Origin of the sequence: Vibrio metschnikovii CIP 69.14, assembly GCF_000176155.1 — a bacterium.
Lineage (GTDB): Bacteria > Pseudomonadota > Gammaproteobacteria > Enterobacterales > Vibrionaceae > Vibrio > Vibrio metschnikovii.
Window position 1 is genome coordinate 1,434,099 of sequence record NZ_ACZO01000006.1, and the last position, 13,212, is coordinate 1,447,310.

Sequence of the window (13,212 nt, forward strand, 5' to 3'; positions counted from 1 at the left end):
AAGCCGCCGCATGACGTCATCTTCCGCGGCGGCTTTCATCCCATTGAAAGGCGCTATCCATCTTATTATTCAACAATCGGTTTATTCAACTATCGGTAGCGTTTGTTTCACATAACTGCCCGGCGCTGCTTCGATGGCAGGGAAATTATCACTGCCGATGGGATAAGCAGGAACTAATGACTCAGGGTTAAACTGATCAAGCCATTGATCCCAATGCGTCCACCATGAGCCATCGGCCCGCTGCGCATTGGCTAACCACTCATCCGCCGATTCATCTAAGCTGTCATTCACCCAATAGCCGTACTTATTTTTGGCTGGTGGATTAACGATGCCAGCAATATGACCGGACTCACCGAGCACAAAAGTCTTATTGCCACCCATAGCTAACGCGCCGCGATAGGTGCCTTGCCATAAAGCAATATGATCATCTTTGGCGGAGATAAAATAGCTAGGAATACGAATTTTATTCAGATCAATCCACACGCCACCGATTTTAACTCCTTTATCTTGCACTAGCTGATTATTGAGGTACAACTCGCGCAGCAAAAAGTTATGGGTATTGGCCGCGACGTTGGTGCTATCGCTATTCCAATACAAAAGATCAAAATCAACCGGGCTGGTGCCTTTTAAATAGTTATCGATGTAATAGTTCCAATACAGGCTATTTTCACGTAACAAACTAAAGGTCACACTCAGCGAACGTCCATCCATAAACCCTTGCGCGTTATTTTGCGCTTCAATGGCACTAATGATGGTGTCATTAATGTAAGCACCCACTTCGCCAGGTTGAGAGAAATCGAGTAAAGTGGTAAAAAAACTCGCCGATTTAATCCGTTTTTTCATCCGCTTTGCAGCATAGTAAGCAATGGCAGACGCTAATGCTGTACCACCAATACAGTAACCTGCTGCGTTGATTTGTTCTTGTCCGGTAATATCTTCAATCACCGATACCGCTTGCACCACACCATCGAGGACATAGCTGTCAAAACCAATATCACGCTGTTCTTTACCCGGATTACGCCAAGAGATCATAAATACACAGTGCCCTTGCTCTAGCAGCCAGCGCACCATGGAGTTTTTCTCAGTTAAATCTAAGATGTAGTATTTATTAATAAATGGCGGCACGATCAAAAGCGGAGTTGCCTTAACCTGCTCTGTGACTGGTGTGTATTGAATTAACTCAAACAGCTGATTGCGAAACACCACCTTACCTTCTGTACTGGCTATCTCTTCACCCAGTCGAAAAGCTTGCTCGTTGGTCATGCGAACTTTCAAAATATCAGCACTGGACTGCAAATCTTCTTTGAGCAGCTCCATACCTTTGAGCAAATTCTGCCCATTATTTTCAATGGTGAGTTTGAGCAGCTCAGGGTTAGTGGCAATAAAGTTCGAAGGCGACATCGCATTGATCATCTGCCTTGAAAAAAAACTGATCCGTTCTTTGGTTTTGTCATCAACGCCTTCAATCGCGTTGATGGTCTCCATGTAGGTTTTACAAAACAGCAAGTACGACTGCTTAATAAAATTGTACATAGCCTGTGACTGCCATGTTTCATCGTTAAATCGTTTATCGCCTTTCTCAGCCTCAATCACATTTTGGGTATTACCAGATAACACCACTTGCTGCCATATTTGCATTTGTTGCTCCCACCACTGGGTTTGCAACTGCAGCAACGCCGTCGGTTGATTAACGGCTTGTTCAAAAAACTTCGCGCTATCTTCAAAGTTCACTGCTTGAATGGCTTGATTTAAAGGAGAGTTAGCGGCCATCTTGTTCGCTTCAAAATCCTGCCACCACTGTTGATTGGTTTCTTGCAGCTTAACCAGATAGTCCGAAAAGAAATGTTGCAACATAAAGTACTCCCTTACTCGGAACAGCGCCGCCAAAAAGGGGCGGCGCTTTAATAGATACCTTGATCACCTTAAGCGTTTCATCTCGCAAACGCTTAAGGTTATAAAGCGATCACAGGCTATTGTGGAGTCGCCGTTTTGATATTTTCTGAAGTCAACGTTTCAATATCTTGCTTGAACTCTTTCGCCGCCGCTTGCAATTTATTGCTATCGTCTAACATCTGCTGCGACAGTTTACTCAGAACGCCCAACTGCTGACTACTGAACGCCGCGAGTGTATTAACATCTTTAATCTCTGACGCCGCTTTCATCTGAGCCATGCCCATTTCGCTGTATGTGCGCATCGCATTCAGTTGCAGCTCTGTCAACAACTCAACATTTTTGGTCATTAACTGATTAAACTTAAAAAACGGTTGCATGTTTTTTTCTGCTTGATCGGTGAAAGTTTTAAAAAAGTCCGTGTACATAAGTATTTCCTCATTAATTAACACTGTTATCGATACCTAACCCTAAACACCATTGCTTGGGCAAAAGTCATCATGATGAAGAGACGTTGGTGATTAACCCAAGCCGCTTCACTATGTTAGTTCATGTATAAACTAGTTCATGTATAAGCCGCCATTGACAGAGAGCGTCTCACCAGTGATATAAGCCCCGCCATCTCCCGCAAGGAAAGAGACGGCTTTAGCGATCTCTTCTGGGGTCGCTAAACGCTGCATCGGGATCTGAGATTTAATAGACGCTAAGACCTCTTCTCGCATCTGCTCAACCATCGGCGTCGCGGTATAACCGGGCGCGACCGCATTGACCGTTACCCCACTACACGCACCTTCTAAGGCTAACGCCTTGGTGAAACCGATCATCCCCGCTTTAGCCGCCGCGTAATTAACTTGACCAAATTGACCTTTTAAACCATTTACCGAAGAGATATTAATGATTCGCCCTTGGCCTTTTTCACACATCGCCGAAAATAAGGGGCGAGTAACATTAAACACACTGTTCAGATTGGTGTTAATGACATCAAACCAATCCTCTGCGGACATTTTTTTCAATTGAGAATCGCGCGTAATACCAGCATTATTGACCACCACATCGATGGAGCCTTCTTCACTCAGTAACTGAGTTAAACGTTCACTGCACTGCTCGGTATCAGTCACATCGAGCTCAAATAAACGCACTTGTTGCTCGGTAAATCCCTTCTCATTAAACCAATCGATAGCGCATTGATAATTTCCGGTGTAATACGTCGCAACCACTCGATAACCATCGGCAACCAGTTGTGAGCTGATCGCAGATCCGATGCCACCTTTCGATCCGGTTATTAACGCTACTTTTTTCATGCCTACACTCCCTTGCTAAGCCTAAGGTTCACCTGAGCTAATCTTGATGATGAATCACTGTCCACTTTTAACGTTTATTCAATAATTCGAACAGTTGTTTAACTTACTTAAAATAAAGCAACAACATGACATTGCAATTGTAAAAATCAACTTGTTGCATAAAATTGAAATGGATCTCGTTTTTACTGCAAAGCGAAGAAAAGGAAAAAACCACAATAATGAAAGATAAGATCGCGATCTGGATTTTTATCGACACGTTTAACGATAATACACAGTGGTCAGATGAGAAAAACAAAGAAAATAGACATAAAAAAGCCATCATGCCCAGTGGCTATGATGGCTGATTAAGACTCGATGTTAAGAAGACGCCAACCTTACTGGTGGCCTATCGCATCACAAGTGAGGCGTTGTTTTATTAAATCGCATTCGGTAACCACATGACGAGCGATTCAGAGAAAGTGAGCAACATTAATACTGCCAATAGCGCAATCAAAAATGGAATCACCTCTTTCATAAACTCAATCATCCGAACTTTCAAAATGGAGCAAACGGTAAACATCATCGACCCAAACGGCGGGGTTACGCCACCAATCATGATATTAACGATGACGATCACGCCAAAGTGCACCGGATTGACTCCTGCATTCAGGACGGCAGGCAGCAATAATGGCGTCAAGATGATCATCGCCGCACCACCTTCAATAAACATCCCCACCACCAACAGCAATAAGTTAATCAGCAGTAGTAGCAACAGTTTATTATCGGTTAACTCAATCAAAGCACTGGCCACCGTCTGCGGAATGCGCTCCAACGTCATGTAGTAGCCAAATACCATCGCCCCAATAATGATGAACATCACCGTACTGGTACCTTGTACGGTTTCGCGCAAAATCGCCGCAAAATGATGCGGTTTTAATTGACGATAAATGAACAAACCAATCAGGCTACACAGCATCACGGCAATCGCACCAGCTTCGGTGGGCGTAAACAAACCAAAACGCATGCCTAAAATAATCCCGAAAGGGATCAACAGCGCTGGTAAAGCTTGTAAAAAATAACGCCCGCGTTCGCCCCAAGACGCCGCTTTCTCACGAGAAGGTGGATACCCCCGCCGACGAGCGATCCAAGCAACGGTAATCATCAGTGAGATAGCCATCAAAAAGGCCGGTACATAACCAGCTAAAAACATTTGGTGGACAGAAACGTTAGCCAGCAAGGCAAAGATGATCAAATTAATCCCAGGCGGGATAACCGGGCTAATACTCGAAGAGGCTGCGGTTAACGCCGCAGTAAACGGTAAACCGTAGCCCCGTTTAGTCATCTCCGGTGCCAATATTTTCGATTGCATCGCCGCATCGGCATTGGCCGAACCTGAAACTCCGCCCATTAAGGTACTTAATGCCACGTTGACTTGCGCTAAACCACCGACTTTATGGCCAATCAGCGCATCGGCGAACGCCAATAAGCTGCGGCTAATGCCGGAATAGTTCATTACCGACCCCACCATAATAAAGAACGGGATCGCCAGTAGTGGAAAAGAGGAAGCGGCAGAGATAAAGCGCTGCATCACCAAACTGACTGGAATGACATCATTAATGAAAATAAAATAGACCATGGCAGAAGCAATCAACGAAAAAGCAATCGGTACATTAAGTAAAAACAGGACAAACAAAATACCGATCGGAAGATAACTGATCATGATGCTTTTTCCTCACATCCAGCCCAAGATTGACCGCGCATCTTGGCGATCTCTTGATAAAGAAAAATAAAACTGTGTAATAACATCAATCCAAATGACAGTACCAAAACACTGTTAATGGCAAAATAAGACATGCCCATGACTGGCGTTACCTTGTTCGATAACATGGTGTACTGATAACTTAAATGAGCCATGCCACCATTAACCGCAATCAAAAATAACAGAGAGATAATTTTAAACGGCGATTGAAAACGCTCGGGTAATAAAATCACCAGAACGTCGACACCCATGTGCATGCGATGTTTGTAACATGAGCTAATGCCAAAATAGACCGCCCAAATAAAACAGACCACGGCAAGCTCTTCACTCCATGGCACAACAAACCCAAACCCGTAACGCAAAATAACATTGGCGACAACCATTAAAACGGTTACCGATATGGCCAGCGAAGCAAGCACTTCTTCTAAATAACGCCAAACTAAAATCACAACCTTCATTGGTGCTACTTCCTATCCAATGGCTTGAAAATAAAAACGCGTAACCAACAGATTCAAGGCTTATATTCAGCCTGTTCAGCCGGTTACGCGATACCCTTCTTCATCAATCACTGAGACGTTGGGCTATAACGTCGATCACTGCTTATTGTTGAGCGCGGATCTTCTCTAACTCAGCTTCAATCCGTGAGTAAATATCTGGGCTCCACGCTGGGAACTGGCTATAAACAGGCTGAGTCAGTTTGTTAAAGGCTTCACTGTTGACCTCATTAATGGTCACGCCGAGTTGTTGCAGTTTTTCAGCGTATTCGGCATCCAAACGCACCAGTTCAGTATTGTTAGATAAAGCGCCCTTCTCGAACTCTTCCATCACAATCGCTTGCTGCTCTGGGCTAAAACGCTCCCACACTTTAGGTGAAATGTAGACCCCTACCGTACCAAGGAAATGCTTGGTTAAAGATAGGTTTTTCGTCACTTCATACATTTTATTTGAGTACATGGTCAAAATAGTCCCTTCTAGACCATCAACCACACCTTGTTGCACCCCTGCATAAGTTTCAGGGAAAGGCAGCGCCGCAGGCGCTCCGCCCATTGCTGATAACGTACTGATGAATAACTGGCTACCCGGTACGCGAATGCGCATGCCACGCATATCTTCTGGCTCAACGATTTCACGGTTGGTCATCATGTGTCTAAAACCAAAGATATAATCGGTATTCAGGACTTTAACGCCTTTATCAAGCATCTGCTGTTTAAGATCGCTCACCAAATCGGTTTGCATCATCGCCAAATACTCATCATAAGTTTGATACAGCATTGGCCCTGCTAGCGCAGTGAAATCAGGCACGTAATCACCGAGATAGGTCAAATCTTCAACCGCAATCCAGTTTGCACCATTGACCACCTGCTCAAGGTTATCTTTATAAACCGGTAACTGACCGCTCGGGAACACCTGAATGTTCACCCCGCCATCGGTCTTTTCACGAATAGAATCGGTGACTTTAATCAACTCTTGAGTGAGCAGTTCACTGGGTGCAAACACCAAACTGAGGTTGATGTTAATTGGGCTAGGAGCAGCTTGGTCGGCGGCTTCTTTATCACCACAACCGGTTAGCAAAAGCGCAGAAGAGATCAGCGCGGCAGAGAGCAACTTTTTCATTATATTTGTCCTTCAATTACTTTATCTAAGCTGATTAACGTGGCAAACCAACGCCAACATTAAGCAACCGAGAAGTATCCATAAGGTGGATAAATCAGCTTATCCAAATAGTCGCCGTGATTATCCTATAAGGTTCAAACAGCCCAAATAGTTTGTTTATTATTTGTGACATATTTATTAAAAATGAGCATTTGAATACAAAAAATCAATCATAGGTAACTTTTTGCCCCTCGATATCACTCTAGCTGATAGAAAAGAAAAAAAATCACCACTTTCGCGCAGCGATTTACGCTCGAATAACAAATCTATCTTGGCCGAAACGTTAAGGATGAATATCAATAAATTGCACCTCTAGACGCGGTAAGCCATCTACGGACGTAAAGCGGTGTTGCTGAACCTGTCCTTGGAAATAATAAGGTGCAAGTCGGCTCTGCTCTGTCGGTTCAAAAGCAAAGTACAACGTTGCTGGTTGTTGATTGAGCTGCTGGGCGGTCAAATATCCCACCAACGCATGCTCAAACTGATGGTAGCCATTACCCCAATGAAACGCCTTGGTTGATTTGGGGTTAAGGCCCACTCCGCCGTACTGCTCATCCACCCAGACCTGCATAAACGCGGGCGCTGTGTACGCCAAGACAGACTCCAGCTCCCCTTCGAGTAGCGATAGCGTCATCGCCGCTTGATCGAGCTCTGCCCATTCCCATGAAGAAATGCCATAACTCATCGGCCTGTTACGCCAACTCGCCACCGGCTTACCTTGCCACTGTTTTGCTAACGAATCGGGTAAGCGCGGAGCGATATCCGTCCAATTCGGCTGATATTGCGCTTGGCGAATGGTCGTTCTCATCCCCTGCTTTGCTAAGCTTTGCCACTGTGAGTTTTGCAATACGCTACCGGTGAGATACGTCATCCAATAGGCTTTAATGGTATGGCCAAAATCATTATGTTTAGCGCTTTGGGTCATCACTGCTGGATGATGTATTGCGCCATAAAAGCGCTGCTCAGGTTGATGATGATAGTGAGTTAACATCACCTCAGTTAGCCAAGACAAATCTTGCAACCATTGGCTACGATGAGGCTCAGGTAACAAGGGAGCCACCAGCAATAAATACCCATTGATTTGATCAAGCTGGGCAACCAATTCGCGCTGCTGAGCGCTTTCGCCATCGCCCTCTTTTAACACCCACGCCAATCCTTGATCATCGGCTAATCGATAATGGTCAAAAATAAACTGTTGCTGTTTAATCAACACCGCTTCCAATTGCGGATCACGAGTCAAATAATAGAGCATCGCCAGCCCCACCAAGGCATAGGCTTGGTCTTGCGAGGTGCGCTGTTGCCACTCAAGCCCCGGCTGACCGTTTTCGGTAAAACTGATAAAACCGCCGTTGTACTTATCTTGCAAATGGTCAATTAAATAGTGCGCTCCAGCGTTGGCGAGCGCTAACGCCTGAGCATCACCAGTTAAGTGATACAGCACTGCATATGCGTAAGTTTGGCGCGATTTCATCCGCGTATAGTCACGGCCAAAGTGTGGGCTTATCCACCCTTTATTGAGCTCTTGGCAAACGTGGTTAACATCAAGCAATTGACCGTTATCACAACGAAAGGTAGGAAAGTTGCCCAGCGGCTGCCCGTGAGCGGTCTCCATCATCCAATATGGCGCTAAGCCCTGCTGCGCATGGTTTAACCATGCCTCACCATTTGGAAAACTGGCCAACTTATCGGTTTCTGCCTGCACTAAGGCACTGCATAACCCCAAACTGAGTAACCACATAGTAGGTTTTAAATTGTGTTTCATTTTGCTCTCGAGTTCGTCTTGTTCATGATCCGCACTATACAAGAGAGCAAACGCGCATTTCGTTGAAAGGGTCACAGTTAACATGCAACTGATTGAGAAGTAAGGATTAGGAGATAAGTCTGAATTGAAAAGGCTAAATAGCCAATGTGCAAATTTAAATAGGCAGTTCTCATTCAAAGCAGAACTGCCTAATACGATTATCACAAACTGTTATTAATAGTCATCGGTTACCAGAAAATTAAAACCTACTGACCAAGGATCTCAGCCAAACGGCCATTGCTCTCTAATTGTTTTAAGCCATCATTAAATGCGGCAATAATCTCTGCCGCTTTTGGATGTTTACGAGACACAATTAAATGGTAAGGCACGAATTTAATACTTTTATCAAAATAAGCCACTTGGCTAAAACCGACACTGGCCGCCAACCCCGAGCCAACTAACCGCTCTTCCATTACACCATCCAAACGGCCTGCTTGCAGCTTACGAAAGTTGTTTTCAGGTTGGCTAATGCGCTCAATGGTGTAACCCGCATCTTCACGGACAAAACCATAATCATAAGCCACCACGCCACCGAGGGTTTTACCTAACAAATCTTGCTCACTCTCCCAGCGCAGCGGTTTATCGGGGTGATAAAAAACCACCGTACTCAGGGTTATCACCGGCTCGCTATAGTGAAAGCGCGCAGCACGATCTTGATTAAAACTGTACAAAAAAGTCCCACCCAGTTCAGCATTCTCAGCAGCATTGAGCCCCCTAGCCCAAGGAAGGTATTGGTAGTTCACCTGCCAGCCCGATAGAGTAAACGCTTCGCTCACCACCTGAGCAGCCGGCCCGCCACTCGCTAAGCTTTGTCCTTGATAAGGCTCCCACTCACCACTGGCAAGCGTAATGGTATTCGCCAAAGTCACACTCGCCCAAAACACCAATGAAGCAAGTAGCGATTGCAGTATTAATTTCATATTCAGCTCCGAACTCACACGATTGAATCATAGTGTAAATCTAGTTCAGCTTGGTCTATTTACAAGCTTGTGAACCATGAGCCTAACACGGCTAATGCCGTACGAGAGCAGAAAAGAGAGGGCGATTTCGCAGATAGGGTCACACTTAACATGCAACTCATTGAGTGAGAAAGCGTAGACAGTTACAATCCGTTGGCAAATCAGGAGTGCTTATGTCTATCGACTTTTATAACCAACATGCCGCGCAGTTCTTTTCATCGACTGTTGATATCGATGCGTCGAGCTTACTTAAACCATTTTTAGATTACTTACCAGATGGTGGGTACATCCTTGATGCCGGATGTGGTTCAGGTCGTGATAGTAAGCATTTGATTGAACTTGGTTATCAAGTGCAGGCTTTCGATGCCAGTCCAGCCCTCGCCGCATTAGCACAAACGCTGATCAAGCAACCCGTCACCGTTGCCACCTTTCTTGAATGGCAAACAGACCAACACTTTGACGGAATTTGGGCTTGTGCATCGCTGCTGCATGTTCCGCGCCCATTGCTCACCCAAACTTTTGCACACCTAGCCTCAATGCTCAAAACCGGAGGCGCTTTTTACTGCTCATTCAAATACGGACAAGATGAAGTCACTCGTGATGGCAGAAGCTTTACCAATTGTGATGAGTCATTACTCTGCGCACTATTAAGTGATGTGCCTCTGAACATCGAAAAGCTATGGATTACTCAAGATCTACGAGCAGGCAGAGAAACTGAACAATGGCTTAACGCTATATTACTAAAGGCATAATCCACCATGCCTAACGCAACGACTGGTCAATTGTATTCTGGGCATCGACTCTCTTCGGGTGGGGTAAACGATCCGCTACTACCGAGGTTAATTCAAGCCATCAACCATGCCAGCGAAATCGAAATCTCGGTCTCCTTTATTCAACCGTCAGGCTTAGCACTACTGTTTGATCCTCTGTTCGATGCTATGCAAAGTGGCGCGAGGATAAAACTCCTCACCTCCGATTACTTAGCCATCACCCACCCCGTTGCCCTGCGCCGCCTGATGCTATTGGTTGAGCGAGGCGCAACCTGTCGTATCTTCCAATGTGGCGATGATAGCTTTCATATGAAGTCGTACATTTTTGTTCGCCAGCAACAAGGGGAAATCGTCGAAGGCTGCGCATGGATAGGCTCGAACAATATCAGTCGCACCGCTTTGTTAAGTAGCCACGAGTGGGCTTTGCGCCACGACTTTGAGTTACCCAAAAATTCACCAGCAGCGATTGAATTTACTCATATACGTCAACAGTTCAATGCCATTTTCACCCACAACCAGAGTCAGCCATTAAGCCATCAATGGATTGATAATTACCTCTGTCGTTATCAACAAATACAGCAGCAGCGTACCATTGCTCAATTGGCCACAGAGGATGAACAAGAAACCATCGACGTTCCAACACCAAATTCAATCCAAATTGAAGCTTTAGCCGCACTGGATGCCACTCGACAACAAGGTTATTCAAGGGGGTTAGTGGTGCTTGCGACAGGCATGGGAAAAACTTGGTTATCCGCCTTTGATGTGATGCAAATGCAAGCGAAAAACGTGTTGTTTGTTGCCCATCGCGAAGAGATCCTACTGCAAGCAGAAAAAACCTTTAGTCAGTTGATCCCCCATGCCAAAACTGGCCTCTACAACGGTTCTATACAAGATGATCAAGCAACGCTATTGTTTGCCTCTGTCGCAACCTTAGGTAAGCAAAATCACCTACAACGTTTTGCCGTTGATCACTTTGATTACCTAATAGTGGATGAGTTTCATCATGCCGCGGCAAGAAGCTATCGTCAGTTGCTTGCCTATTTTCAGCCTAAATTTCTCCTCGGTTTAACGGCGACACCAGAGCGTTCTGATCAAGCTGATATTCTCTCTTTATGTGATGATAACTTAGTCTTCGAACGCAATTTAGTGCATGGCATTGATGATGAGATTCTCGCACCGTTTGATTATCACGGTATCTACGATCAAGGGGTAAATTATCAAGAGATTCCATGGCGTAACGGTAAGTTTGATCCTAATACGCTTGAAAATAAACTGGCCACATCGCGACGCGCTGAACATGTCTATCGTGAATGGCAAGCCAAAAAACAAACGCGAACCTTAGCCTTTTGTGTCTCGAAAAAACACGCGGATTTTATGGCGCAGTATTTTGTCGCCAAAGGCATTAATGCCGTTACAGTGTACAGTGATTCAGCCGTAAGGCGTAATCAAGCGCTGCAATGGCTAGACCAAGGTAAAATTGATATTATTTTCTCGGTCGATCTGTTTAATGAAGGCACAGATCTCCCCTCGATTGATACGATTTTAATGGCTCGTCCAACCGAATCAAAAATTCTCTTTCTACAGCAATTAGGTCGCGGCTTACGCCTTTCTCCCATCACCAATAAACGCAAACTTGTCGTGCTGGATTTTATTGGTAATCACGATTCATTTTTAAACCGCCCAGCAACCTTATTTAATGTCAAAACACTCAGAGAAGTGATAGGGAAATTACAAGCGAACGCGCCACTTGCCAAAGGTTGTCATGTTAATTTTGATATTGAGCTGATCAACTTTTGGCAACGTTTAGCCAAACGGCTACGCAATAATAATGTGCAAGATGATTATCAACAATTAGCGCATCAATTGGCTCATCGCCCGACCGCCAGTGAATTTTTCCATCATGGCTACCCGATGAAGAAAGTTCGCCAGCAAGCGATAAGCTGGTTTCATCTGGTCGCCAGCCAAGAAAATGATCCACGAATCAGCGAGCTCGTCAGCCATTATGGTGATTTTCTCCTCCATGGCATTGAAAACACAGCGATGAGCAAATCGTTTAAAGCGATCTTACTCGAAGCCTTACTGGAACTTGATGGTCTGCGTCAGCCACCAACACTTAGCGCGTTAGCCGAGCGAAGCCATCATGTGTTGTCACGTCGCCCACAGTTAATGGCGCAAGAGCTCACCGAAAGTGCCAAGCAGTTTCAAGCCAACGATCAAGGCTGGTTAAAATATTGGCTAGCAAATCCAATCAAAGCTTTTACCAAGCCCAATAATAAATCGGCTCCTTGGTTTGCAATTAACGATCAAAAATTTGTCGCTACCTTCGCGATAAAAGATCAGCATATCGAGTTATTACACGATGCCATGCAAGAGTTGGTTGATTTACGCTTGGCTGAATATGCCCAGCGACCACAGCAAAAACAGCCATCGAATCAGCCAGACATTGAACACTTACCTTCAGCCCAAGTGCTCGAGTTTGCCAAACAAAGTGATCCGCAAGGGACGATGCTGCCTTTTTACCCTGAACTGAAAATTGCTTGCGGCCATTTTAAACGCGGCTCTCATGAAGCGGTTCAATATCACTGTGTTGCCGATGGCTATGGTAAGCTAGACCCTAGTCGCCATTTTGTTGCCCCCGCAACGGGAAACTCTATGAATGGCGGCAAAAATCCGATTCAAGACGGGGATCTGTTATTACTTGAATGGGTGACACCAAGTAGCGCGGGTTCCATTTCTAACTTAACAATGGCAATCGAAACCCAAGATGAGACCGGTGATAACCACTATTTGCTGCGGGTAGTACGCAAAATTGCACCGAATCAATACCAACTGCAAGCGCAAAACCCAAGTTATCCAGATATGCCAGCAACCGATACAATGAAGACCTTTGCACGGTTGAAGTCGGTATTGAAGTGATAGCTAAGCACATCATTAATTGGTGAAGGGTTTTATGATTATTTAATAAAATTAAATAACCAAACTGTATAATTATGGCTCAAATCACAATTAATAGTGTTACACCAGTTTCGTTTTAATCACGACAGAATCGCTTGGTGATCACAAGCGATGCATTACCCTAGTAACAAACTTTTGGACAATT

Annotated in this window: 11 protein-coding genes; 3 read left to right on the forward strand and 8 right to left on the reverse strand. The window is 45.0% G+C overall.

Translation table 11 applies throughout. The annotated features are described in order from the left end of the window. Positions 1–81 precede the first annotated feature (81 nt). The 3 genes from phaC to VIB_RS09900 form a co-directional block, all read right to left on the reverse strand. Positions 82–1,854, reverse strand: coding sequence for a class I poly(R)-hydroxyalkanoic acid synthase (gene phaC / locus VIB_RS09890; protein WP_004395798.1), 1,773 nt, complete (start codon positions 1,852–1,854; stop codon positions 82–84). 116 nt (positions 1,855–1,970) lie between these two features. Then, on the reverse strand, positions 1,971–2,318 hold the full coding sequence (locus VIB_RS09895; RefSeq protein WP_004395799.1) for a phasin family protein: 348 nt from the start codon (positions 2,316–2,318) through the stop codon (positions 1,971–1,973). Between the two features lie 132 nt (positions 2,319–2,450). Beyond that, the gene (locus tag VIB_RS09900; RefSeq protein ID WP_004395800.1) at positions 2,451–3,191 is read right to left on the reverse strand and encodes an SDR family oxidoreductase; all 741 of its coding nucleotides are present in this window, start codon (positions 3,189–3,191) and stop codon (positions 2,451–2,453) included. Positions 3,192–3,409: 218 nt separating this feature from the next. Between VIB_RS09900 and VIB_RS18220 the strand changes: the two genes are divergently transcribed. Further along, entirely contained in the window at positions 3,410–3,535 is a 126-nt protein-coding gene (locus tag VIB_RS18220) for a hypothetical protein (protein WP_004395801.1), read from the forward strand. A gap of 71 nt (positions 3,536–3,606) precedes the next feature. On the opposite strand, the gene VIB_RS09905 is transcribed toward VIB_RS18220, so the two are convergent. From VIB_RS09905 to VIB_RS09925, 5 genes are all read right to left on the reverse strand, one after another. Continuing rightward, positions 3,607–4,890, reverse strand: a complete 1,284-nt coding sequence (locus VIB_RS09905; RefSeq protein ID WP_004395802.1) for a TRAP transporter large permease — start codon at positions 4,888–4,890, stop codon at positions 3,607–3,609. Then, a complete protein-coding gene (locus VIB_RS09910; protein WP_172465325.1) occupies positions 4,887–5,375 on the reverse strand; it encodes a TRAP transporter small permease in 489 nt (162 codons plus the stop codon). Before VIB_RS09910 ends, VIB_RS09905 begins: the two co-directional genes overlap by 4 nt. A 154-nt stretch (positions 5,376–5,529) precedes the next feature. Beyond that, entirely contained in the window at positions 5,530–6,543 is a 1,014-nt protein-coding gene (locus VIB_RS09915) for a C4-dicarboxylate TRAP transporter substrate-binding protein (RefSeq protein WP_004395803.1), read from the reverse strand. A 322-nt stretch (positions 6,544–6,865) separates the two neighbouring features. Further along, the gene (locus tag VIB_RS09920; protein WP_374058330.1) at positions 6,866–8,320 is read right to left on the reverse strand and encodes an AGE family epimerase/isomerase; all 1,455 of its coding nucleotides are present in this window, start codon (positions 8,318–8,320) and stop codon (positions 6,866–6,868) included. 269 nt (positions 8,321–8,589) lie between these two features. After that, positions 8,590–9,303 (reverse strand): substrate-binding periplasmic protein, encoded by a 714-nt coding sequence (locus tag VIB_RS09925; protein WP_040904622.1) that lies wholly within the window; start codon positions 9,301–9,303, stop codon positions 8,590–8,592. Between the two features lie 212 nt (positions 9,304–9,515). Here VIB_RS09925 and VIB_RS09930 point away from each other — a divergent pair, with 212 nt between their 5' ends. Both VIB_RS09930 and VIB_RS09935 read left to right on the forward strand, forming a co-directional pair. Beyond that, a complete protein-coding gene (locus VIB_RS09930; protein ID WP_004395806.1) occupies positions 9,516–10,094 on the forward strand; it encodes a class I SAM-dependent methyltransferase in 579 nt (192 codons plus the stop codon). Positions 10,095–10,100: 6 nt separating this feature from the next. Then, positions 10,101–13,028, forward strand: a complete 2,928-nt coding sequence (locus VIB_RS09935) for a DEAD/DEAH box helicase family protein (protein ID WP_004395807.1) — start codon at positions 10,101–10,103, stop codon at positions 13,026–13,028. Positions 13,029–13,212 lie beyond the last annotated feature (184 nt).